At 69.1% G+C, this 22,958-nt stretch carries 14 protein-coding genes, 2 tRNA genes and 3 pseudogenes; 7 read left to right on the forward strand and 12 right to left on the reverse strand.

Annotated features, from left to right (window positions below; translation table 11 throughout):
- Nucleotides 1–9: 9 nt before the first annotated feature.
- From GVO57_RS13625 to GVO57_RS13640, 4 genes and pseudogenes are all read right to left on the reverse strand, one after another.
- Nucleotides 10–222, reverse strand: a complete 213-nt coding sequence (locus GVO57_RS13625; RefSeq protein ID WP_160593683.1) for a conjugal transfer protein TraD — start codon at nucleotides 220–222, stop codon at nucleotides 10–12.
- 33 nt (nucleotides 223–255) lie between these two features.
- Nucleotides 256–615, reverse strand: a pseudogene (locus GVO57_RS13630) (transposase domain-containing protein); the annotation flags it as partial.
- 105 nt (nucleotides 616–720) lie between these two features.
- Nucleotides 721–2,025, reverse strand: coding sequence for a tyrosine-type recombinase/integrase (locus tag GVO57_RS13635; protein WP_160593684.1), 1,305 nt, complete (start codon nucleotides 2,023–2,025; stop codon nucleotides 721–723).
- A 153-nt stretch (nucleotides 2,026–2,178) separates the two neighbouring features.
- A tRNA-Ser gene (locus GVO57_RS13640) sits at nucleotides 2,179–2,269 on the reverse strand.
- Nucleotides 2,270–2,359: 90 nt separating this feature from the next.
- Between GVO57_RS13640 and GVO57_RS13645 the strand changes: the two genes are divergently transcribed.
- The gene (locus tag GVO57_RS13645) at nucleotides 2,360–3,373 is read left to right on the forward strand and encodes a peptidylprolyl isomerase (protein ID WP_160593685.1); all 1,014 of its coding nucleotides are present in this window, start codon (nucleotides 2,360–2,362) and stop codon (nucleotides 3,371–3,373) included.
- Nucleotides 3,374–3,472: 99 nt separating this feature from the next.
- On the opposite strand, the pseudogene GVO57_RS13650 reads toward GVO57_RS13645, so the two are convergent.
- From GVO57_RS13650 to GVO57_RS13665, 4 genes and pseudogenes are all read right to left on the reverse strand, one after another.
- Nucleotides 3,473–5,165: pseudogene (locus GVO57_RS13650) on the reverse strand (DEAD/DEAH box helicase).
- Between the two features lie 47 nt (nucleotides 5,166–5,212).
- A pseudogene (locus GVO57_RS13655) lies at nucleotides 5,213–6,366 on the reverse strand (NAD(P)/FAD-dependent oxidoreductase).
- Nucleotides 6,367–6,478: 112 nt separating this feature from the next.
- Nucleotides 6,479–6,832, reverse strand: a complete 354-nt coding sequence (locus tag GVO57_RS13660) for a YbaN family protein (protein WP_160593686.1) — start codon at nucleotides 6,830–6,832, stop codon at nucleotides 6,479–6,481.
- 16 nt (nucleotides 6,833–6,848) lie between these two features.
- Entirely contained in the window at nucleotides 6,849–8,258 is a 1,410-nt protein-coding gene (locus GVO57_RS13665; protein ID WP_160593687.1) for an ABC1 kinase family protein, read from the reverse strand.
- A 279-nt stretch (nucleotides 8,259–8,537) separates the two neighbouring features.
- Here GVO57_RS13665 and GVO57_RS13670 point away from each other — a divergent pair, with 279 nt between their 5' ends.
- The 4 genes from GVO57_RS13670 (at nucleotide 8,538) to GVO57_RS13680 (ending at nucleotide 12,416) form a co-directional block, all read left to right on the forward strand.
- On the forward strand, nucleotides 8,538–8,945 hold the full coding sequence (locus GVO57_RS13670; RefSeq protein WP_160593688.1) for a response regulator: 408 nt from the start codon (nucleotides 8,538–8,540) through the stop codon (nucleotides 8,943–8,945).
- A gap of 44 nt (nucleotides 8,946–8,989) precedes the next feature.
- Nucleotides 8,990–9,709: a hypothetical protein gene (locus tag GVO57_RS15125; RefSeq protein ID WP_233281393.1), complete on the forward strand. Its 720-nt coding sequence runs from the start codon at nucleotides 8,990–8,992 to the stop codon at nucleotides 9,707–9,709.
- An 821-nt stretch (nucleotides 9,710–10,530) separates the two neighbouring features.
- Nucleotides 10,531–11,256 carry a sensor histidine kinase gene (locus GVO57_RS15130; RefSeq protein ID WP_233281584.1) on the forward strand — a complete coding sequence of 242 codons (726 nt, stop codon included), beginning with the start codon at nucleotides 10,531–10,533 and terminating at the stop codon, nucleotides 11,254–11,256.
- On the forward strand, nucleotides 11,253–12,416 hold the full coding sequence (locus GVO57_RS13680; RefSeq protein ID WP_160593690.1) for an EAL domain-containing response regulator: 1,164 nt from the start codon (nucleotides 11,253–11,255) through the stop codon (nucleotides 12,414–12,416). Before GVO57_RS15130 ends, GVO57_RS13680 begins: the two co-directional genes overlap by 4 nt.
- A gap of 11 nt (nucleotides 12,417–12,427) precedes the next feature.
- Here GVO57_RS13680 and GVO57_RS15310 read toward each other — a convergent pair whose 3' ends face one another.
- From GVO57_RS15310 to GVO57_RS13695, 4 genes are all read right to left on the reverse strand, one after another.
- Nucleotides 12,428–13,054, reverse strand: a complete 627-nt coding sequence (locus GVO57_RS15310; protein ID WP_268830436.1) for a phytase — start codon at nucleotides 13,052–13,054, stop codon at nucleotides 12,428–12,430.
- Nucleotides 13,054–13,512 carry a phytase gene (locus GVO57_RS15315; RefSeq protein WP_268830437.1) on the reverse strand — a complete coding sequence of 153 codons (459 nt, stop codon included), beginning with the start codon at nucleotides 13,510–13,512 and terminating at the stop codon, nucleotides 13,054–13,056. Before GVO57_RS15315 ends, GVO57_RS15310 begins: the two co-directional genes overlap by 1 nt.
- Nucleotides 13,513–13,517: 5 nt before the next feature.
- On the reverse strand, nucleotides 13,518–16,328 hold the full coding sequence (locus GVO57_RS13690) for a TonB-dependent receptor (protein ID WP_160593691.1): 2,811 nt from the start codon (nucleotides 16,326–16,328) through the stop codon (nucleotides 13,518–13,520).
- A gap of 213 nt (nucleotides 16,329–16,541) precedes the next feature.
- A tRNA-Thr gene (locus GVO57_RS13695) sits at nucleotides 16,542–16,617 on the reverse strand.
- 158 nt (nucleotides 16,618–16,775) lie between these two features.
- Here GVO57_RS13695 and GVO57_RS13700 point away from each other — a divergent pair.
- Complete coding sequence (locus tag GVO57_RS13700) at nucleotides 16,776–18,056, forward strand: PAS domain-containing protein (protein WP_201752656.1); 1,281 nt, start codon at nucleotides 16,776–16,778, stop codon at nucleotides 18,054–18,056.
- Nucleotides 18,057–18,206: 150 nt separating this feature from the next.
- On the forward strand, nucleotides 18,207–22,865 hold the full coding sequence (locus tag GVO57_RS13705; protein WP_160593692.1) for an NAD-glutamate dehydrogenase: 4,659 nt from the start codon (nucleotides 18,207–18,209) through the stop codon (nucleotides 22,863–22,865).
- The last annotated feature ends 93 nt before the right edge of the window (nucleotides 22,866–22,958 follow it).

A 22,958-nucleotide genomic window follows, 5' to 3' on the forward strand; every position in this document is an offset into this window, starting at 1 on the left:
TGCCAAGGCTTAGCCGCGTTCCGCTTCAAACGCCCGCTTCCACAGCACCAGCGCTTGTTCCCGCTCCTCGCCGCGCAGCTTGGCCGCAACCGTGAGAAACGCGCCGTAGAGCGTGGCGCGATCATCGTCCGCAAGTTCGACCAGCCCAGCCTTCACGACCAGACCGCCCAGTTCGATCAGTTGCCGCGTGCGTTCGCGCAGTTTGATCTGCCATTCGCGCATGTCGGTTCGTAAGCGTGGCCTGAAGGCGGCGGGTTATGCGGCCTCAGCAATAAGCGGCTGCTCGGTGGCAGCCCAATTCCACGGCATGAGTTCATCCCAGCGCGAGGCTGGCCGACCGCTGGCGATCTTCTCAATGACGTCAGCGATGTAGGCCTGCGGTTCGATGCCGTTGAGCTTTGCCGTTTCGATAACCGAATAGATGGCGGCGGGGCGCTCGCCTCCTGCCTTCGATCCCGCGAAGAGCCAGTTCTTGCGGCCATAGGCGAGCGCCTTGGCCATCGCCGACTTGGGCGAGAGGCGACGCAAGGCATCGTCGATGGTGCCGCGCAGCTCGTCGACCAGTGGCCTAGCTCTGTCTTGCCGCCGTTGCCGACGCATATCGGGCGGTTGGCCAAGGTGATGCCCCAAACCGAACATCAAACTAAAGCCATTCCCGCATGCATCGATCTCCTGCCGGTCACCCGAGCAGAAACCGCCGCCCAAACCGCGCTTCCGGCCCTAACGCCGCGGCCCGGTGAGGAGATCGAACGCGCTCTTCTGGCCCTTCATCAGATGCTCGGCCCACTCGGTCGCAAGCTCGAGGCGGCGCGGCATGTAGGCGGCGCGATTGTAGCGCAGTTCTGACGGCGACAGCCCCTGCGGGATATGGGCGAGCATCAGGTCGACGACCATGCGTTCGGTCTGCCGCCCGACCTCGTCGATCGGCAGCGCACTGATGCGCTCGTTCCAATAGGTTGCGAACGCGGCCCGCCAGCCATGGGGAACATGGAGCCCCTGATAGCCGAGCCGGTTGTACAGATACCCCACTGCATTCTCGCTCATCGGCACGTGCGACGAGCGGTTCGAGCAGAAGGGCAGCGGGCCTCGGCCTGTCAGCTGGCGCACCGCCTGCAGCACTTCAACGGCGTGGGGAGAAAGGGGCACGCGGTGCGCGAAGCTTTCGTCTCCCCTCAGGTCTGCGTCCTGCTTCATCCGGTCGGCCGGGATGATCCAGATCGGCCCGTCAAACCGATCGTCGCGGGCAAAGCCGTCCATGTTGAAGAACTCGCTCCACGGCGCGGTCCGGATCATGCCGGGGCGCTGGGCGGTCAGCGCCATGAACCGCGATGCCAGCTTGGTGACCGGATGCGCCCCAGCCTGATCGACATCGGCGATCAGCCGCCGGAGCTTGTCGGCCGAGGTCAGCGCCGGGCGCAGCTTGGCGCGCGGCACGGGCTTCAGGCTTCTGACGAGGTCGGCCGAGAGCGGCTGGCTGACCATCCCCCTGCCTCTGGCATAAGAGGACACCGCCCGGATCCGCTGGAGGAGGCGACGGGCGGTCTCGATCGCGCCGCGTTTCTCGACCTTGGCGAGCACGGCGAGGACGACTTGCTCGTCCACCCGCGCCATCGGCAGCTTGCCGATATGCGGAAACACGTCGCGCTCAAGGCTCGTGATCACGTCACGGGCGTGCACGGGCTTCCAGCGATCAAGCTGGGTCGCATACCAGTCACGCGCAACCGCCTCGAATGTCTGCTCATGCCCTGTCGCTGCCACCAGCTTCGCGACCTTCGCCTCGACGCCCGGATCGATGTGCTCGCGCAGCTGCTTCTTGGCCGCTTCCCTGCGCAGCCGGGCTTCGGCCAGACTGAGCTGGGGGTAGGTGCCAAGCACCAGCGCCTTCTCCTTGCCGGCAAAGCGATATTTGAGTCGCCATGATCTGTGGCCGCTGGGGGTCACGAAGAGATACAGCCCGCCGCTGTCGGCAAGCTTGTACGCCTTGTCGCGCGGCTTGGCTTTCCGGATTTCGAGGTCGGTCAGCATACCCCCAACTCCATCTTTCCATACCCCCAGGATACCCCTTCGGGAGCGTGGATTTGGGCACACGCAGCCGGAAGGCGCTGGACAGCACCTTCGCAGAAAAGCGCAGTTTTCTTGATGTTTAGATAACGCCGTGGACGTCGATGGACGGGATTGTGGCGGAGCGGGAGGGATTCGAACCCTCGATACGGTTTTGCCGTATACTCACTTTCCAGGCGAGCGCCTTCGACCACTCGGCCACCGCTCCGCATGCGCTGGAAGTCGGTGTCCCTAGCCTTGTGCGGCGGCGGAGACAAGCGCCCTTCCCTCGGCTGGCCGCGCATGGCATCGCTTGGGCATGACGCGCTTTGCAATGCTGGCGGCCGGTGCCGCCGCGCTCACCTCTCTGGCGGCTGCGGCCGTCGCCGGGCCGGATGCCCGGCAGGCCAGCGGGGCGGTGCTGCCCCCGCCCCGTGCCGAAGCACCGGCCCCCGCGCCCGTGCTGTCGCCGGGCGAGATCGCGGCCCAGGCACCGGCGGCGGACTGGATCGCGATTGCCGCCGATGATCTGCTGGTGATGGATCTGGCGCCCGGCGCGCGCGGGCAGGCGCGGCGCGTGGTCATTCAGCTGATGCCGCCGCCATTCGCCGTGCCGTGGGTGGCGAATATCCGCACGCTTGCCGCCGCGCATTGGTGGGACGGGCTGAGCGTGGTGCGCGTGCAGGACAATTATGTCGCGCAATGGGGCGATCCCGATGGCGAGACCCCGGCCCGGGCCAGGCCGCTGCCCCCGGCACTGCGGCCGACCAGCGATGCGCCCTATCAGCTGCGCGGCGATGCGCCGGGCTGGCAACGCTTTGCCGGGCTGACCATCCCGCGCGGCACCCCCGCTGGCTATACGGCGTTCGAGGCCGGCTGGCCGGTCGCGGCGGAAGGCACGCCCGATCATGCCGCGCGCTGGCCGGTGCATTGCTATGGCATGGTGGGCGTCGGGCGCAATCTTGCCCCCGATCGCGGCACCGGGGCCGAGCTTTATGCGGTGATCGGCCATGCGCCGCGCCATCTGGATCGCAACATCGCGCTGGTCGGGCGGGTGGTCGAGGGCATCGAGCATCTGTCGAGCCTGCCGCGCGGCACCGGGCCGCTCGGCTTTTATGCCGACCCGGCGGAGCGGGTGGCGATCCGGCAGGTGCGGCTGGCGAGCGCCCTGCCCGCCGCCGAACGGCCGCGGCTTGAATATCTGTCGACCGACAGCGCCGCCTTCCTCCGCTATGCCGAAGCGCGGGCGAACCGGCGGGACGCATTCTTCAACCTGCCCGCCGGCGGGGCTGATATCTGCAACATTCCGGTGCCGGTGCGCCGGGCGCGCTAGAGCGTTTTCAAGCCGGGTGGACTCACCCGGCGACTCGGAAAACGCGGTAAAACAGAAAGCTGATCCGCCCGGCTGGCCGACGGCCCCAAATGCCGCAGGTTAGCGCGGTCGGCGCGGGCCTCCGGGGCGCGGCCCGGGCCGGCCCTGGCGGAAGGGTGGCCGGGGGCCGCCGCGTCCGCGCGGGCGGGCGGCGGGCCGTCATGCGGCATGATCCGCACATCATCGCCATCGTCCGGCCCGGCCGTGCGGGCAAAGGCGGCGGCAAAGGCCGGGGCAATGGCGCGCGGCACCTCGAACAGCGTTTCATCGGGCAGGATGCGGATCGCGCCGATCTGCGCCTTGGCGACATGGCCGCGCCGGCACAGCAACGGGACGATCCAGCGCGGATCGGCCTGATGCCGCCGCCCGACATTGAGGCGGAACCAGACGGCATCGACGCCGCCCTGTCGGTCGGGCCGGGGCCCGCGTTCCTGCTCGGCCGGGCCGGAATCGACCAGTTCTTCGGGCTGGGGCAGCGCCGCGCGGTGCATGCGGACCAGCGCGCCGGCCAGTTCGGCGGGCGAACGCTCGGCCAGCAGCATGGCCGCGATCGCTTCATCCTCCTCGTCCAGCTCGACCGGGGCGATCAGCCGCTCGGCCAGCCGCTCGCGGTCGCGCAGGCGGATCTCCTCCGGCCCCGGGCAGGCGGCCCAGGTCACGGGGATGCGCGCGCCGCGCAGCATCATGTCCACCCGGCGGCGGCGCGGATAGGGAACGATCAGCACCGCAGTGCCCTTGCGGCCCGCGCGCCCGGTGCGGCCGGAACGGTGCTGCAGCGTCTCGGCATCGCGCGGCAGTTCGACATGGATGACAAGGCTGAGGCTCGGCAGGTCGATCCCGCGCGCGGCAACGTCGGTCGCCACGCACACCCGCGCCCGGCGGTCGCGCAGCGCCTGCAGCGCGCGGTTGCGTTCCGCCTGGCTGTGTTCGCCCGACAGGGCAACGGCGGCAAAGCCGCGCTCGACGAGGCTGGCATGCAGATGGCGCACGGCATCGCGCGTCGCGCAGAACAGCATCGCGGTATCCGGATCGTGGAACCTGAGCAGGTTGATGACCGCATGTTCGATGTCGGACGGCGCGACGGCGATCGCCTGATGATCGATATCGCCATGCCCGCGCGCCTCGCCCACGGTCGAGATGCGCAGCGCATCGCGCTGATAGCGCTTGGCAAGTGCTGCAATCGGTCGCGGCATGGTGGCGGAGAACAGCAGGGTCCGCCGCCCCTCGGGCGTCGCGTCGAGAATCTCTTCCAGATCCTCGCGAAAGCCCATGTCGAGCATCTCGTCCGCTTCGTCGAGCACGGCGACGCGCAGCGCCGACAGGTCGAGCGACCCGCGTTCGAGATGGTCGCGCAGCCGCCCCGGCGTGCCGACGACGATATGCGCCCCGCCGTAAAGCGCGCGGCGCTCACGCGACGGATCCATGCCGCCGACGCACGGCGCGATGCGCGCCCCGGCCTGGCCGTACAGCCATTCCAGCTCGCGCGCGACCTGGAGCGCCAGTTCGCGCGTCGGTGCGATCACCAGCGCCAGCGGTGCGCCGGCCTGGGGCAGCCGCGCGGCATCGCCGAGCAGATCGGCAGCCATGGCAAGCCCGAAGGCGACTGTCTTGCCCGACCCGGTCTGGGCGGACACCAGCAGGTCGCGGCCGGCGGCCTCGGGTTCGAGAACGGCGGCCTGGACCGCAGTGGGGCGGCATAGCCGCGCGCGACAAGCGCCTCGCCAAGCGAGGCCGGAAGATCAGGAAACGTCATGAGCCGCTCCCCATGGGCGAGGAGGCCGCCCGGCACAAGGCGGAAAACTACGTGACCGGTTCCTCGGCAAGCGCAAGCCCCGCCGCCCGCCCGCTCGCCCAGGCCCATTGGAAATTATATCCGCCGAGCCAGCCGGTCACATCCACCGCCTCGCCAATCGCATAAAGGCCGGGCACGCGCCGCGCCGCCATCGTCTTGGACGACAGCTCGGCGGTGCTGATCCCGCCCGCCGTCACCTCGGCCTTGGCGAAGCCTTCGGTCCCGGTCGGGTGAAAGGCCCAGCCGCCCAGCCGCGCGGCGGCGGCGCGCAGCAGCCGGTCGGGCGCGTTGCCAAGCTCCGCCGTCAGCCCGAGGTCGGCGGCGATGCCGGCGGCCAGCCGGTCGGCCAGCCGTTCGGGCAGCGCCTCGCGCAGCAGCCGGGCAAGGTGCAGGCGCGGGCGTTCGCGCTTGGCCGTGACCAGCCAGTCGGCATCGCGCCCGGGCAGGAAATCGATCGTCACCGCCTCGCGCGGCCGCCAATAGGAGGACACCTGCAGGATCGCCGGGCCGGACAGGCCGCGATGGGTGAACAGCGCCGCCTCGGCAAACGCCCCCTGCCCGGCGCGCGCGACGACGGGGCGGACACGCCCGACAGCTCGCGGAACAGCGCCTCCTCGCCCGACAGGGTCAGGGGCACGAGCGCCGGGCGCGGCTCGACCAGCTTCAGCCCGAACCGGCGGGCCAGCTCATAGGCAAAGCCCGTCGCGCCGATCTTCGGGATCGACGGCCCGCCGGTTGCAATCACCAGCGCGGGTGCAGCGGCGGTGCGATCACCGTGCCCGATGCGGAACAGCCCGTCGCCATGCTCGACCGCCGTCACCGGCGCGCCGCAGCTGAGCTCGACCCCGCCCATCCGGCATTCCTCGACCAGCATGGCGACGATCTGGCGCGCCGATCCGTCGCAGAACAGCTGGCCCAGCGTCTTTTCGTGCCAGGCAATGCCATGCCGGTCGACCAGCGCGATGAAATCCTGCGCGCCATAGCGGCTGAGCGCAGAACGGGCGAAATGCGGATTGGCCGACAGGAACCGGTCGGGCGCGGTGTGGATGTTGGTGAAGTTGCAGCGCCCGCCGCCCGAAATCAGGATCTTGCGCCCCGGTTCATCGGCATGGTCGATCAGCAGCACACGCCGCCCGGCCTGGCCGGCGGTCGCCGCGCACATCAGCCCGGCCGCCCCGGCCCCGAGGATGATGGCATCATATCTGGAAACTGCATCGGTCACGGCCGCGCCCTATCATGCCGCCCGGCGACGGCGATGCACAAAAAAGCGCCCGTCAGGCGTCGGGCCGGGTAAGGATGAACCCGCCGCAGACGAGCGCCACGATCAGCGGCACCGCCGCCCAGGGCAAAGGCAGCGCGACCAGCCCGATCACCGCGCTGCCGCCAAGGCCAAGCGTGGCAGCGATCTTGGCCTTGCGGCCGATGGCACGGCGCTCGCGCCAGGCGCGGATCGGCGGGCCGAAGCGCGGATCGGCCAGGATCCGCGCCTCGAGCGCCGGATTGCCCCGCGCAAAGCAGAAGGCGGCGAGCAGCATGAACGGCACCGTCGGCACGATGGGCAGCGCCATGCCGATCACGCCCAGCGCGACCGAGATCAGCCCCGCCCCGTGCCACAGCCAGCGCCGCATCGCTGTGCTCTCCCGGTCAGAGGTGCGGCGCGACGAGCGCGCCCATATCGACGACCGCGCCCAGCCGGCTGGCGATCAGATAGACGCCACCCAGCTTGCGCTGGACGAACAACGCCTCGGCCGGGGGGACGTGCCACAGCTCGCGCCGCTTCGCCATCGCCAGCCCCTGATCGCGCATCCGTTCGGCAAAGCCGCGATCGGCGAAATCGAACCGCCCGCCGGCGCGCAGCGGCGCCATCGCCATGTCGGCCATGGCCAGAATTTCGGCCTTGCGCTCGGCCGGCACGCGCGGATGGACAAGGCCCAGCGCCTCTGCCGCCGCCCACACCGCCGCCTGGTCGCCGCCCAGCCCCGCCCGGCCAAGGGTGCGATAGCCCTCGGTCATGGCCGGATCGATGGTCCGCGTCGCCCCGAAATCGAGCAGGATCACCCGCCCGCTTGACGGATCATAGAGGAAGTTCGCCAGATTGGGGTCGGTCTGCATCAGGCCGAAGCGGAACAGCTCGTCGAGCACCAGCCGGATGAGCGCGGTCGCCAGCCGGTCGCGCTCGGCCTGGGGGGCGGTTTCGGCCGCCTCGATCGGCAGCCCGGCGACATAGTCCATCACCAGCACCGCCGGACGGGCGAGATCCTCGACGAGGCCAGGGACGATGAAATCCGCGTCGCCGGCCAGTGCCGCGCGGTAGCGCGTCAGGCAATCGGCCTCGCGCAGATAATCGGCCTCGTCGCGCAGCTGGCGCTTCGCCTCGGCCAGCAGCGGCCCCAGATCCAGCCCCTCGGGCACCAGCCGCGACATTGCGAGCAGCGTGGCGACATTGTCGACATCGCTGTCGATGCTCAGCCGCACGCCCGGATACTGGATCTTGATCGCGACATCGCGGCCGCAGGTCAGCCGCGCCCGGTGGACCTGGCCGATCGAGGCGGCGGCGATCGGCGTCCAGCCGAAATCGGCAAACCGCGCCCCCCAGCCCGGTCCCCAATGCCGGTCGAGCACCGCCTGCACCTGCCCGCGCGGCATCGGCCGGGCATCGGCGCGCAGCCGGGCGAGGATGGCGGTCAGTTCAGGCGGCAGCAGATCGCCGGCATCCATCGACATCAGCTGGCCAAGCTTCATCGCCGCGCCGCGCAGATTGGCGAGGCTGTCGGCGACGCGCAGCGCATTGGCCGGGGTCAGCAGCAGATCGGGCAGGCTGGGGCGGCGGCCGCGCGCCATCTCGCGCGCGCCGCCCAGGATCATGTTGCCGGCCACGCCCGCCGCCAGTCCGCCAAACCGGGCAAGGCGGCTGATCCGCCCGGTCGGCACCGGCGCGCCGCGTTCGGCCCGGGATGGCGGGGGGGACGGTGATGGCGATCGGGCGGCATCCGCTGCACGCCCATTGCCCGCCCGCCCCTGTTCACCCGCCCTGCTGTCGCTGTCGCCGGCCATGCCCTGCCCCTTTCCCGTCGCGCCGGACTGGCGCACGCACCGGCTGAGGCCGCGATATGGGCATGCGCCCCGGCCTTGCAATGACCGGGAACCGGTGTCGGCCATCGCGGCAATCCCTGAGTTGCAGCCGCCTCGCCGGCAGACCATCCCGGTCGCCACGCGAATCCAGTTGCGTCCGGGATCGGGCGAAGCGCCGCAGCGTGCCGGGTTTCATTTACTCCGTCTTAACCGGCACATGCGATGCTCGCTGAGGGGACGTTTGCCGCGACGGGACTACGTATGTTGAAACACCCGCCTTCCTCGTCTCCCCCGCCCCGTATTCTGGTCGTCGATGACGAACCCGATCTGCGCGAGGAGCTGTGCGAGTGGCTGGCGCTGCGTGGTCTGCCGGCGGTCATGGCCGGAGACGTGGAGGGCGCGCTGGGCGTGTTGCGGGTCCTGCACGGGATCGAGACGGTGCTGACCGATATCCGTCTGGGCAGTGCCAGCGGACTTGATCTTGTCCGTCGCGCGCGACGCGATCCGGCGCTTGCCGGACGGCATCTGCACTTCGCGCTGATGACCGGCCAGACCGACCTCACCGACCATGCGCGCGACGAGATTGCCGAGCTTGATGCCGTGCTGCTCGCCAAGCCCATCGACCTTGGCCGGCTGCTCGGCCTGCTTCAGGCACCCCGCGCGGCATGACCCAGTCGCCGGCTGCCTTGATCACACCCGCGGATACGGCCGGGGTGTCGCGGACACCGCCGTCGCGCATCTTGCTGATGTTCGCGCTGGCTGCTGCCGCGACCGCGGCGAGCAGCTGGCGGATCGTGATCGGGCCGGGCTTCGAGCTTTATCTCGCGCCGCTTTTCTATCTGCTCGCCTATCGGATCTGGGGTCTGCGCGCCGGGCTGCTGGCGGCCACCGTGTTCATGATCCCCAGCTGGGGCTGGTGGGGCCATCCGGTTTCGATCCTGATCGCGGTCCTGCATGTCGTGGTGGTCGACCGGTTCGTGCGCCGCAACCGAACAATGGCAGAGGCGACGGGGCTGTTCACGATCACCGTCGGCACGGCCATCGGATTTGGTTTTCTGTGGCTGCAATATGGCGCGCCGCCATCGCTGGCCGGCGTCGTCGTGATCCGCAAGGTCATCAACGACACGCTGTTTGCAACCATCGCCGACATGCTGGCCCTGTGCTTCATCGTCGATCCGGTGACGCTGGCGCTGCGCCGCCGCCGGACGGTCAGCCTGAGTTCGGCAATCTATGTCACCTCGCTGATGTTCGGGCGGCGGCGACCACGATGCTGTTCGTCGGCGAAGTGCGGCGGTTCGCCACCAGCTTTGAATCGACGCGGCAGGATATCGGCCGGCACGTCGCGCTGCTCGTCACCGCACAGCATCACAATCCGAAGACCCTGTGGGGGATGCACGACTTCCGGTCGGAAAATGTCTCTGCGCGGCTGCTGATCGTGCCAGACCGGGCGCGTCTGCCGGCGACCGACGATCTGAAGCGGCTGCTGGGCTGCAAGAACTTCGACGATCGCGACCAGCCCGCGGTCAATGATCAGTCGACCTTCGCCTATTGGGTCACCGCCTGCCATGTGCGGACCGTAGAGGTTCCGGGCACCGGCATGACCGTCTCCTATGCCTCGTCGCTGCGTCCGTTCGCGCTTGCCGCCTACACCCGGCTGCTGATCGATCTGCTCGGCTTCAGCATCGTCGTCGCCATCGGCATTGCCATCAACCTGTGGCTCAAGCGCCGGCTCGACCGGTCGCTCGATACCTGGGACAATATGCTCAGCCATTTCGGCGAACCGGGCCTGAAGCCCCAGAGGCCGATGCCCTTTGCCGAGTTCCAGCGGCCGGTGTCGCTGTTCATCGAGAAGAACAACAGCTTCACCGAGGCGCTTGCCGAACGCGACGCGATCTCCAAGGCGATCGCCAAGCTCAAACAGGGCATCGACCTCATCCTCGTCGCCGACATTTCCTATGACGTGGCGGCCGGCGTGCTGCGCTTCGTCTCGCTCGACCGTGAAACCGGGCGGCAGACGATCGCAATCTCGGTGCATGACGCCGACCAGCAGAGCTTCACCAACATCTGCGCGCAGAGCGAGGCGATCGTCGAGCTGCGCGTGAAGGACCGGCCGCCGACCGACTGGTTCCTGGCGGTGCTGCGCGACAATCAGGGCTATGGCCGCTGGAGCGGCGGCTGCTTCCTGCGCCTGCGCCAGGCCAAGGTTGCCGAGGACATGATGATGCATCAGGCGCGGCTGACCGATCTGGGCGGCATGGCATCAGCGCTCAGCCACGAGCTGCGCCAGCCGCTGTTCACCATCGCGCTCGCCGCCGAAAACGGGCTGATGCAGCTTGAGGCGCACGACCATCCCGCCGGCCCGGATGTCGCCCGCAAGCTGCGCCGGATCGAGGAGCAGGTCGGCCGGGCCCGCGCGATCATCGACCGCATCTCGCGCTATGGCCGCATCGATTCGGGCGATGGCGAACCATTCGAACTGGTCGAGGCGGTGACGGCGGCGACCAACTTCATGCGCCCGCTGCTCGTCGCGCAGGATGTGCGCCTCAGGATCGGGTCGGCGCTGCCGACCCCGGTGCTCGCCACCATGCCGCGCGTGGCGCTGGAACAGATCATCGTGAACGCCATCCAGAACAGCCTTGATGCGATCGCCAGCCGGCGCGAACACGGCCCTGCCCGCAGCAGCGCCGACCGGATCGACATCCTGGTGGCCGAGGGTGATGGCGGGATCGACATTTCGGTCCATGACAGCGGCATCGGCCTGGGCAAGGATGCCGCGCACGCCGCCTTTGACCCTTTCTTCACCACCAAGGCGGCAGGGAAAGGCACCGGGCTTGGTCTGTACATTTCGCGTCAGATCATGCTGGAGGTCGGGGGGTCGGTCACGATCCGCGACGGTGAACGGGGAGGCGCAGTGCTGACGGTCCGCTTGCCAGAAACGATCCTGCGCCGGCGCAAGGCCGAGATCGGGCACGCCGCATGACCCGGCCGCGCATCCTGGTGATCGACGATGACGAGGCGGTCGGCGAAACGCTGCAGATGACGCTTGTGCTGCGCGGCTATCCGGCGGTCTGGCGGCCGTCGCTGGCCGAGGCCGAGCGGCGCGACGACCAGGCCGAGGTGATCGTCCTTGACCTGAACATGCCCGGCCATGACGGCTTCACCACTATCGACGACATCGCCCGGTCGCGCCGCCATGCCCAGCTGATCATCGCCAGCGGGCAGAGCGAAAAGATCATCGCCGCCGCCGTCGCCTGTGCGAAGGCGGCGGGCATCGCCGTGCTGGGCGCGCTCGAAAAGCCCTATACCGGTCGGGAACTGGTCGACGTGCTCGACCGGTTCGTGCCGGGCGGGCCGGACCCCAATGCCGATGATGCCGGGCTGATCCAGGCCGCGATCGCGGACGGCACGCTGGTCGAGCGGCTGCACGTCGTCTTCCAGTCCAAGCGCGATCTGAAGCGCGGCACCATCACCGGCTATGAAGCGCTGGCCCGGCTGACCGGCGAACGCTTTGTCAGCCCCGAACTGATGTTCGGCCCGGCGGTGCCGCTTGACCTGCAGCTGCAAATGACGCGCAAGGTGTTTCTGGAAAGCATCGCCGCATGGCAGCGGCTGAACGACGCCGGTGCGCCGGTGCCGATTTCGGTCAACTGCAACCCGCAGACTTTGTGCCATCCGGCGTTTCTCGACATGGTCGAGGCGCTGGTGCGCGATGCCGGGCTGCCGCCGTCGATGCTGCTCGTCGAGCTGACCGAACATGCCTCGCTTGAACAGGCGCACCAGCTGGCGCGCGCGGCCAGCCGGCTGGCGATGCTCGGCTTCCGGATGGCGCTGGACGATTTCGGGCGCGGCACGACCAGCTATGAACGGCTGACCCGCCTGCCGCTCGCCGAGATCAAGATCGACAAGGATATTTTCTGGAGCGCCTGCGCCGGCGAAATCTCCATGTCGATGCTGCGCGAGGTCGTCACCTTCTGCCACGCCAACGGCATGGCGGCGACGATCGAGGGCATTGAGTGCGAACTGCACCGGCGCGAGGCGCTCGCGCTCGGTGCGGATTTCGGCCAGGGCTTTTTGTGGGACAAGCCGGGCGAGCTGCTCGCCCAGCCCGAACCGGCCGTCCGCCAGGCGGTCGGGCGGTAAAGCGGCGCGGGTTACCGCCCGCCGCCCGCGCTGCCGGCCCCAGCCCTGCCGGCCCCAGCCTTGCCAGCCAGCGCCCGCATCACGTCGCGCCACGCCACCAGCTTGAAGTTCTGCGCCCTGGGCGCATTGTCGCCGTCCTGCGCGACGAACAGCCCCTGGCCGAACCCCGCGCCGAAGCCGCCGGGGGCAAAGGCGATGCCGTCGGTTTCCTGAACCGCGCCCAGCGCGCCGGCCGCGATGCGGAACCGCCCGGCCGGGCGCAGATCGGGCAGACGGTAAAGCGCATAGCCATTGTCGCCCTGGCTCGATGCGATCAGCCAGCCGCCGCGCCGCCCGCGCGGGGCAAGCGCCAGCCCCTCGACATCGGCAACCAGCTGCACCCCGTCGACCGGCGCGACCAGCCGGCCATCAACCGCCCCGTCGGGGCGCGCGTCGAACGCCCAGATGCCGCGATCCTCCTCGCCCACGAACAGGGTGCGGCTGCGCGGGTCGACGACACAGCCCTCGGTCTGGGTCTGGAGCGTCAGGCTGCGCACCAGCGTTCCCGACGGCGCGGTGCCGGCCAGATCGATGCGCACCTGATGGACCGCCCCGTGTTTCAGGACCGAAAAGGCATAAAGGCTGGCGCGGTCGCGCATCAGGCACACGCCATAAGCCTCGCCCGCCCCCCGGGCACGGTGCCGAGCGGAACCAGCCGCGCCGCGCCGATGTCGAGCCGGTAGAGCCGCAGCCGCGCCGCCGCCTCGTCATTGCGGTCGGACGCGACGACGATCACCCCGGCCCGGCCCATATCGACCAGATCGACATTGTTCAGCCGCCCATCGGGCAGGAAATGCCGCGACCGCCCGTCCAGCCCATAGACGTGCAGACCGGCCTTTTTATCGGTGCCGACGATCAGGCTGGCGGCCGGGTTGCGCCGGTTGCGCCAGATCGCCGGATCGTCGGCGGCATCGGCCGCCGCCGTGCCGACCGGCTCGGTCTCGCCGCGCGCGGTCACGGTGACGGTCGCCGGTGCGGGCGATGGCGGTGTCGCCCCCGCCCCGGCAAAGCCGGCCAGCAGCGCGGCAGGCAGGCCGCAGAGCAACGCGACGCGCATCCGCATCAGAAGGTCACCCGCACGCCGCCGGTGAAGCGCCGGCCGAAGCGTTCCCATTCGATCGTGTAACGGTCGGTCGACCGGGTCGAGATGCCCGACGCGGTCAGCACGCTGCCCGGATCGGCAAAGCGCCGGCCCGGATTGTCGAGCAGGTTCGACGCATCGACGAACAGTTCGACCTGCGGGGTGACCGCATAGCGGGCGGAGAAATCCAGCTCGTCATCGGCGGCCCAATAGGTGTCGCCGGCATCAACGGCGGTATCGGCAATGCCATCGAGCCATTTGCTGCGCCGCTGATACTGGAGGCGCAGCGACAGGCCATATTTCTCGTAATAGGCGCCGACATTGTAGACAACGTCCGATGTGCCCGGCAGGCGGACGCGGCGCTGCGCCACGCCCGAAACGGCAGGCTTGGTGACGCGGCTGTTGTTGAGTGTCAGATTGGCCGACACGCCAAAGCCGCCCATCCAGTCGGGCAGGCCCAGATCGGCCGTCCAGGGTTCGATCTGCAGCTGCGCCGCCGCCTCGATCCCGAAGATGCGGCCGCTGCCGCCATTGGTGATGCCGCTGAACACATAGCCGGAGCGGTCGACGCCGCCAAAGTTCAGCGCATCGGAGCCGAAGGTCTGGCGCTGGACATAGAGCACGTCCTCGACCCGCTTGTAGAACGCGCCGAGCATCAGGAAGCCCTGCGGGCGGACATACCATTCGAAATAGGCGTCAAGGCCGTAAGCCCGTTCGGGCTTGACCGCCGGATTGCCCCCGGAGATCGTCAGATTGGCATCGTTGATCGTGACATTGGGGCGCAGCTGATCATAATCGGCGCGCGCGGCGCCGCTGTTGAACGACAGCCGGACCTTTTTCTGATCGTCGATATTGTAGTTCAGATGCAGGCTCGGAAAGGCCAGCGTCTGGCTGCTCGTCGCGGTCAGGGTCTGGTTCTGGGTGCCGATCTGGCCGGTGGCGATGCCGCGGTTGCGCAGATGCTCGATCCGCACCCCGCCGACGATCGAGCCCCAGTCATAGCGCAGCGTGCCCATGGCAAAGCCCGCATAGACCTGTTCGCGCACGTCATAGATATTGCCCGTCACCGGCGCGAAGGCGAAGGTGCGGCGCGCAGCCTGGCTGGCACTGCGAACCAGATCGGTGTTGAAATAGCGGAAATCGTAACCAAGCGGGATTTCGCCGAGAAACGCCTTGTCGAGCGAGGCCGCCTGATAGCTCGTCGGCAGGCCGATGGCGGCGAAATCGGCAGCGCTGGTGCGCACAATCTCGTTCTCGTCGACGGTCTTGGTGCGCTGGTCGAACTGGAAACCCAGTTTCAGCGTCGCATCGGCCCCGAGCAGCGCGGTGTTCCGCGCGATGACGAACTTCGCCGTATAGGCATCGGTGGTGTCGACCGCATCGAGCACGCGGAACGAGCTGAGCGGCTTGGTGAAGCTGTCAATCGCGCGCACCGGATCGCCAGCCTGGAAGCGCGTCGGGCTGGCAAGCTGCAGCGTCGTGAACAGCGAAACGCGCGCCAGCTGCGGATCGCGCAGATCATATTCGACCGTCGGCCGCGCGGTGCGGGTCGACGGGCTGTCCCAGCGCGCCTCGCCCACCACCGAGCGATCGTCGCGCGAGCGGGTGACATTGCCCAGCCAGTTGAGCTTCCACCCGTCGCCAAAAGCATGGCTGCCCTCGACCGTGTTGGTGAAAATCGACTGGCGGAACGCGCGCAGCGTCGACCGCTGGTTGATGTCGATGCCGTAAACCCGCCCGAAAAACGGCGTGTTGCCGGTGCAGACATCGGCATAGCCGGTCGTGGTCGGGGTCGGGTTCGAACTGGTCGTGCAGGCGGCGGTGTTGACGGTCAGGTCCGACTGGCGGTCGTCGAGATCGAAAATGTAATTGTCGCGCGCCTCATTGTCGGTGAACGCCGTGTAGATCGACCGGAACGAGATGCGGTTGTCGGCATCCGGCTCCCAGTCCAGCCGGCTGGTGAGCGAGTAATTGCGCCGCTTCAGGCGATAGAGCTTGTTCTCGGTCTCGCGCGCCCAGAAACGGCTTTCGAAACCGGGGCGGCGGTCCTGGCTGACCTGTTCCCAGTCGGTCTCGAAGTTATCCGTGACCATGTTGCGTTCAAAATAGCTGCCCGACACGACGACGCCGATCTCGCCCGCCCCCGCCCGGAACCGGTCGGCAAGCACCAGCGAGCCTTCATATTCGGGCCGGTTGCCCAGCTCGGCACGGCCGACCGCGCCGCGCGCGGCGACATACAAGCCCTTGTAATCAAAGGCCGAGCGGGTGACGATATTGACATTGCCCGACACGGTTTCGCCCGGCATGTCCGGGGTCACCGCCTTGGACACGATGATCTGCGAGGCGATGGCCGAGGGCACGGAATCAAAGCGCGCGTCGCGGCCTTCCGGGCTGACGACGTTGATCCCGTCGAACGACAGGCTGGTCCAGTAATTGGGCGCGCCGCGCAGGCTGATATAGCGGGCCTGGCCCTGGTCGCGCTCGACCGCGATGCCCGGCAGGCGGCTGGCCGCCTGGGCGATATTCTGGTCGGGCAGGCGGCCGACCGCATCGGCCGCCGCCACCGAGACAAGCGAGTCGGAGTTTTTCTGGACGAGCAGCGCCGCCGCCTCGGATTCGGCGATCGGCCGGGTGCCGGTGACGATGATGGTCGCGGCCTCGTCCTCGGCCGAAGCCGGATCTTCAGCCGGGGCGGCGTGCGCAGCCACCGGCAGCGCCAGCGCGGCGCCGGTTATCAGAATGGCCCTGAACGGCACGCGCAGCTGCGCGCGCCGGAAAATGAAGCTGGTCATGTCGAATCCCCCTTGCCAGTTCTGGCGTCGGGGACGGCCGATAGGCGCGATTTAAGACGCTTCCGAAACGGTTGCGCAACGGTTCAGCGTCGGCACCGCGACACTTTTGTGTCAGCACCCGGATGGATCAGCCTTGAAAGGGGCAACAGCGGCAACGCACCGCGCCCTGCAGGCCCGGCCGGGGCGGCTCGGAAAACGGGGATGGTCTGGAAATGGTGCCGCAGAAGGGACTCGAACCCCCGACCCCAACATTACGAATGTCGTGCTCTACCAGCTGAGCTACTGCGGCGCGCCCCTTGGCGGGAGGCAGGCCGTTACCAGCCTCGGGCCGGGCTTGCAAGCCGGGGATGAACACGGATGAAACCGGGGTTGTCCGCCGGCGCGCTTTACCCTTCATTTACCATGGTGGCGGCACAATCGACGGGCTTAAGGCCCTGGGGGATGGTCATGGACGAGATGCGCGGCTTCGACGAACGGGACGAGCTGTTGCTCGAAGACGAGATTGCCGACGCCCCTCCCCCGGTCATTGGCGGGGATGAGCGGCGCATGCATGTGCGCGCTTACAATTATTGGGTGTCGCTGCTCGGCGGGCGCGCCTATCCGTCGATCGAGGATCTCGACCCGGCGAGCATCGAGGATTTCGGGCCGAACAGCGTGCTGCTCGATTTCACCGCCGGCATCGACAATCCGCGCATCGCCTGGCTGGGCCGCAGCCTGCGCGAGGAATCGGGGGCCGCGGCCACGGTGCGGTCGATCGCCGAAGTGCCGCCGCGCTCGCTGCTGTCGCGGCTGACCGACCATTATCTGCAGATCATCGCCAATCGCGCGCCAGTCGGCTTCGAGGCGGAGTTCGTCAACAAGGACGGGCTGCAGACGCTCTATCGCGGCATTTTGATGCCGTTTTCGTCCGACAATGACAGCATCGATTTTGTCTATGGCGTCATCAACTGGAAGCATGTCGCCGCCGATGCGATGACCGAGGCGCTGTCGCGCGAGATCCATGACGCGCTGAAGGCCGCGCCGCGCGGGCCGACCACGGCCCCGGTCTGGGCCGATGGCCCGCATGCGGCACCAAGCTTTGCCGGCCTGACCGGCGATGACGATCCCGGCATTGATGACGGCGCGGGCAACGCCGCCGGCCTCGCTGCCCCGGCCGCCGGCGACGGGCTGTGGGACTGGCTGGCCTCGGCCCGCGACAGCGCCGAACAGGCGCGCGGCGCGCAGGCGCGGGCGCATGGCGCGCTCTATGCGGCGCTGGGCCGGGCCTATGATTTCGCGCTGGTGGCCGAGGACCGGCCCGAGGATTATCAGGCGCTGCTGGCCGAAGAGGGGCTGACCGTCCAGGCGCGCGCGCCGATGACGCCGGTGGTCAAGCTGGTGTTCGGCGCGGATTATGACAAGACGCGACTGACGGAGTATGCCGCCGTCCTCACCCATGCCCGGCGCATCGACCTTCAATCGGGCGAGCTGCCGGCCTGGATTGAGCGCTTTGCCGGCGGGCTGAAGGGCGTGGTGGCGGCCGAACGCGCGCTGCGCGCCGGTCGCCCCGACCGCGACCGCCAGTCGCGCGCACGCGCGTCGCTGCGCCAGGCCCCCCGCGCGCCGTGGTCGCGATGGAAACCGGCGAGGCGGAGTTCGTGCTGCTCGTCGGCCGGCGGCTCGGCCCCGGCCAGCTGGGCATTGTCGGCACGCTGGCCGATGGCGCGATGGTCGACCGCGCGATCATGAAGACGGCGGAAACGCGCAGCAGCAGCGCAAGCAGCGGCTAAGCGCCCGATTTCCGTAACGACCGGGGTTGAGAAGCGCCGCCAAGGCGCGCATAGCGACCGAACCCAAGCGCCCGCATCCGACGGGCGCACGAACCGCAGGCGGAGACCTATGGCGACGGCCACGCGCACCCGGCAGGACACGCCGGATCAACAGCTTATCGATTCGATTTCCCATGCCCTGCTCAGCCGTGCCCTGCCCGGCGAGCTCGACGGCTTCGATGCCGAGGCGTGCAGCGCGGCGGCCGCGTTCATCGCCCGCGCCGCCGATTGCCGCCGCCCCGGCGAGCCGGTGATCGAGCTGGAATCCATTGCCGGTCCGCACCGCTTCATGCGGCTGGCGATCGTCAATGACGACATGCCGTTCCTGGTGGATTCGGTCGCCGCCACGGTCAGCGCCCATAATCTGGCGGTCGACCGGCTGCTCCACCCGGTCGTCGCGGTGCGCCGCGACGCGGACGGGGTCGCGACCGAAATCCGCCCCACCGCCGACAGCGGCGAGCGGCGGGAATCGATCATCTATATGGAGGTCGAACGCGCCGATGCGAAGCAGCGCCGGGCGCTGCTCGATGAACTGGCCGCCGTGCTCGCCAATGTCCGCGCCGCCGTCGATGACTGGCCGCTGCTCAAAAAGGCGATGCGGGACGATGCCGACCGGCTGCCCGATGGCGAGGGTGCGGAACTGCTGCGCTGGTTCCTTGCCGATCATTTCACGCTGCTCGGCCATGAACGGCGCGACCGCGATCTCGCCCGCCATGACGCGCTCGGCCTGTCGCGCTCCGACCGGCAGGATCTGCTGACCAAGGGCTCGATCCAGCGGGCCATCGCCCATTTCGAACAGGGCGGCGAAGCGCCGCTGCTGATCAAGTCCAACCTGATCTCGACCGTCCATCGCCGCGCGCCGCTCGACCTGCTGCTGGTGCCGGAACGCGAGGACGGGCGGATCAGCGGCCTGTCGATCCATGCCGGGCTGTGGACGTCGAGCGCGCTCGCCAGCGCGCCGGGCAAGATCCCGGTGCTGCGCGCGCGCCTTGCCCGACTGCAGGAACGCCACGGTTTTGATCCCGCCGGCCATGCGGGCAAGGCGCTTGCCCATGCGTTCAACGCGCTGCCGCACGATCTGCTGACCGCCTTCCTGCCGGCGGAGCTGGAAACGCTTGCCCTCACCTTCATGTCGCTGGCCGACCGGCCGCGCCCCAAGCTGGTGATGATCCGCAGCACGCTGGCGCGGCACATCTTCGCCTTTGTCTGGCTGCCGCGCGACGATCTGACGACCGCGCGGCGCGTCGCCATCGGCCGGATGCTGGCCGAGGAATCGCGCGCGACGATCCTGAACTGGGGCGTGGCGCTGGAAAGCGGCGACCTGGCGCTCATCCGCTACACGCTCGACATCCGTGACGGCGGCAAGCTGCCCGATGTCGATGCGCTCGACCAGCGGATCAGCGACATGGTGCGCAACTGGGCTCCGGCGATCGAGGCGGTGCTGGCCGAGCTTGGCGATCCCGGCCGGGCGGCGCGGCTCAGGCTGCGTTACGCGCAGGCCTTCCCGCCGCATTACCGCGCGCGCTATTCCCCGGCCGAGGCGGCACGCGACATTCTGCGGCTGTCGGCGCTGGCCGGCGAGGCGCGCGACGTGCGCCTGCACCGGATGGCGCATGACGGCGACAGCCAGCTGCGGCTCAAGATCTTCAATGTCGGCGGCAGCGTCGCGCTGTCGGACGCGGTGCCGGCGCTCGAGAATTTCGGCTTCAAGGTGATCGAGGAACTGCCCGCCACGCTCGACGACGGGCTGGGCCGGGTGCATGACTTCCTGCTCGAAGTCGAAGAGGGCGCGGCTGAGGCGCTGCTTGCCCGCGCCGCGCAGATCGAACCGGCCATCGCCGCCGTGCTGTCGGGCGCGGCGGAAAACGACGCCTTCAACCGGCTGATCGTGTCGAACGGCATGGAGCCGCGCGCGGTCGTGCTGTTCCGCGCCTGGTTCCGCTATCTGCGCCAGACCGGCCTGTCCTATGGGCTGGCAACCGTCGTCGACGCGCTGCGCCGCGCGCCCGATGTCGCCGAAGGCATCACCGCGCTGTTCGATGCCCGCCACGATCCTGCCCGCCAGGGCGATGCCGCGGCGGCGGATGCGGCGGCAGAGGCCGCATCGGCGGCGATCGAGGCCGGGCTGGCCAAGGTGGCGGCGGCCGATGACGACCGCATCCTGCGCCATCTGCGCGGCGTGGTGGCCGCAACGCTGCGCACCAACGCCTTTGCCCCGGCCGCGGCCGAGGCGCTGGCGTTCAAGCTTGATTCCGCGCAGGTGCCGGGCCTGCCCGCGCCGCGCCCGTGGCGCGAAATCTGGGTCTATTCGCCGCGTGTCGAGGGCATCCATCTGCGCGCCGGCCCGGTCGCGCGCGGCGGGCTGCGCTGGTCCGACCGGCGCGACGATTTCCGCACCGAGATTCTGGGCCTGATGAAGGCGCAGCGGGTGAAGAATGCGGTGATCGTGCCGACCGGGGCCAAGGGCGGCTTTTTCCCCAAGCAGCTGCCGGCCCCGTCCAACCGCGATGCCTGGCTGGCGGAAGGCACCGAAAGCTACCGCATCTTCATCCGCACCCTGCTGTCGATCACCGACAACATCGTGCAGGGCGCGGTGCGTCACCCCGATGCGGTTGTTCCCCGCGACGGTGCCGACCCCTATTTCGTGGTCGCCGCCGACAAGGGCACGGCGACATTTTCCGACGTCGCCAACGCCATCGCGCTCGAACGCGGCTTCTGGCTGGGCGATGCCTTCGCCTCGGGCGGGTCGCAGGGCTATGACCACAAGGCGATGGGCATCACCGCCAAGGGCGGCTGGGTGTCGGTGCAGCGGCATTTTGCCGAAATGGGCGTCGATGTGCAGACGCAGAGCATCCGCGTCGCCGGCTGCGGCGACATGTCGGGCGACGTGTTCGGCAACGGCATGCTGCTGTCAAAGGCGATCAAGCTGGTCGCGGCGTTCGACCATCGCCACATCTTCATCGATCCCGATCCCGATCCGGCGGCAAGCTGGGCGGAACGCGAGCGGCTGTTCGCCCTGCCCCGGTCGAGCTGGGCCGATTATGACGAAAAGCTGATCTCGAAGGGCGGCGGCGTGTTCCCGCGCGCGGCCAAGACGATCACCCTGTCGGCCGAGGCGCAGGCGGCGCTGGGCGTGACCGAGGCGCAGTGGGAGCCGGCGGCGCTGATCTCCGCCATCCTCAAGAGCCCGGTCGACCTGATCTGGTTCGGCGGCATCGGCACCTATTTGAAGGCGCGTTCGGAATCGAACAGCGAGGTCGGCGATCCGGGCAATGATGCACTGCGCGTCAATGCCGAGGAGGTGCGCGCGCGCGTGATCGGCGAAGGGGCCAATCTGGGCGTGACCCAGGCGGCACGCATCGCCTTTTCGGCGCTGGGCGGGCGGATCAACACCGACTTCATCGACAACTCGGCCGGGGTCGATTGTTCGGACAATGAGGTCAATATCAAGATCGCGCTCAACCGCGAGATGACCGAGGGGCGGCTGTCGTTCGACGACCGCAACGCGCTGCTCGCGCGGATGACCGACGATGTTGCCGAGCTGGTGCTCAACGACAATCGCCAGCAGACGCTTGCCCTGTCGATCGCGGAAACGGGCGGGGCGGACCGGCTGCCCTCCTATATCCGGCTGATCGAGACGTTCGAGGCGACCGGGCGGCTCGACCGCGCGGTCGAGGGGCTGGCCGCCAATGACGAGCTGCTGCGCCGCGCGCAGGAAGGCCGGGGCCTGACCCGGCCCGAACTGGCGGTGCTGCTGTCGACGGCGAAGCTCGCGCTGCAGGATGCGATCGAGCACACCGCGCTTGGCCAGGATCCGAGCCTCGACAGCGATCTGCTCGCCGCGTTCCCGGCGGAAATGCGCGAGCGCTTCCCGGCGGCGATCGGCCAGCACCAGCTGCGCCGCGAGATCCTGGCGACCAAGATCGCCAACCGCATCGTCAACCGGCTGGGCATGATCCATCCGTTCGAACTGGCCGAGGAGGAAGGTGCCGCGCTGGGCGACATTGCCGCCGCCTTTGTGGCCGCCGAACGGCTGTTCGGCCTGCCGGCGCTCTGGGCCGATATCGACGCCGCGCCGATGACCGAGGCCAGCCGCCTCGCGCTGCTCGACGCGGTGGCCGGCGGCGTCAGGCTGCAAATGGCCGATCTGCTGCGCGCCCATGATCCGGGGGCGCAGCCCGGGGCGCTGGTCGCGCGGCTCCAGCCCGGCATCGCCCGGCTGGGCGCCGATGTCGAAGCGCTGCTGGAAGAAGAAGCGCAGGCGGCATCGCAGACGCTCGTCAACCGGCTGACCGCGACCGGCGCGCCGGTCGAAATCGTCCGCCGCGTCGCCCGGCTGCACGACATGGACGGGGCGATCGGCCTCGCCGCGCTCGGCTCCGCCACCGGCACCGACGAGATCGTGCTGACCCGCGCCTTCACCCATCTGGGCGAAGCGCTCGGCCTTGACTGGGCGCAGGCGACGGCCAACCGGCTCAGCCCGACCGACCCGTGGGAAAGGCTGCTCGCCTCGGGCCTTGCGCGCGATTTCCAGCAGATGCGGCTGGATTTCCTCGCCCGCGCCCCGGCGGGCGATCCGCAGGCGCGGGTCGCGGCCTGGCTCGACCAGCAGGCGCAGCGCGTCACCCAGTTCCGCGAACTGGTCCGCCGCGCCCGCGCGACGGCCGCGCCCAACGCCGCCATGCTCGCCCAGATTGCGGGCCAGGCACGGGTGCTGCTCGGCCGCTGACCGCGACGCCCGCCCGCTTCATCCCCCGGCCTTGCGCACGGCCCCGGCCCGCGCAAGGTCCGGGAACATGAGGTTGGGGGGCAGACGCCTGAT

The sequence above is a fragment of the Sphingomonas changnyeongensis genome, assembly GCF_009913435.1.
GTDB classification, from domain to species: Bacteria; Pseudomonadota; Alphaproteobacteria; order Sphingomonadales; family Sphingomonadaceae; genus Sphingomonas_B; species Sphingomonas_B changnyeongensis.

Excerpts from the sequence above, each read along its gene's own strand:
- GVO57_RS13700 (WP_201752656.1), top strand. The coding sequence starts at position 16,776 with ATGGACGAGATGCGCGGCTTCGACGAACGGGACGAGCTGTTGCTCGAA.
- GVO57_RS13690 (WP_160593691.1), bottom strand. The coding sequence starts at position 16,328 with ATGACCAGCTTCATTTTCCGGCGCGCGCAGCTGCGCGTGCCGTTCAGG.
- GVO57_RS15130 (WP_233281584.1), top strand. The coding sequence starts at position 10,531 with ATGGCATCAGCGCTCAGCCACGAGCTGCGCCAGCCGCTGTTCACCATC.
- GVO57_RS13635 (WP_160593684.1), bottom strand. The coding sequence starts at position 2,025 with ATGCTGACCGACCTCGAAATCCGGAAAGCCAAGCCGCGCGACAAGGCG.
- GVO57_RS15315 (WP_268830437.1), bottom strand. The coding sequence starts at position 13,512 with ATGCGCGTCGCGTTGCTCTGCGGCCTGCCTGCCGCGCTGCTGGCCGGC.
- GVO57_RS13645 (WP_160593685.1), top strand. The coding sequence starts at position 2,360 with ATGACGCGCTTTGCAATGCTGGCGGCCGGTGCCGCCGCGCTCACCTCT.
- GVO57_RS15310 (WP_268830436.1), bottom strand. The coding sequence starts at position 13,054 with ATGCGCGACCGCGCCAGCCTTTATGCCTTTTCGGTCCTGAAACACGGG.
- GVO57_RS13705 (WP_160593692.1), top strand. The coding sequence starts at position 18,207 with ATGGCGACGGCCACGCGCACCCGGCAGGACACGCCGGATCAACAGCTT.
- GVO57_RS13625 (WP_160593683.1), bottom strand. The coding sequence starts at position 222 with ATGCGCGAATGGCAGATCAAACTGCGCGAACGCACGCGGCAACTGATC.
- GVO57_RS13670 (WP_160593688.1), top strand. The coding sequence starts at position 8,538 with ATGTTGAAACACCCGCCTTCCTCGTCTCCCCCGCCCCGTATTCTGGTC.
- GVO57_RS13665 (WP_160593687.1), bottom strand. The coding sequence starts at position 8,258 with ATGGCCGGCGACAGCGACAGCAGGGCGGGTGAACAGGGGCGGGCGGGC.
- GVO57_RS13660 (WP_160593686.1), bottom strand. The coding sequence starts at position 6,832 with ATGCGGCGCTGGCTGTGGCACGGGGCGGGGCTGATCTCGGTCGCGCTG.
- GVO57_RS13680 (WP_160593690.1), top strand. The coding sequence starts at position 11,253 with ATGACCCGGCCGCGCATCCTGGTGATCGACGATGACGAGGCGGTCGGC.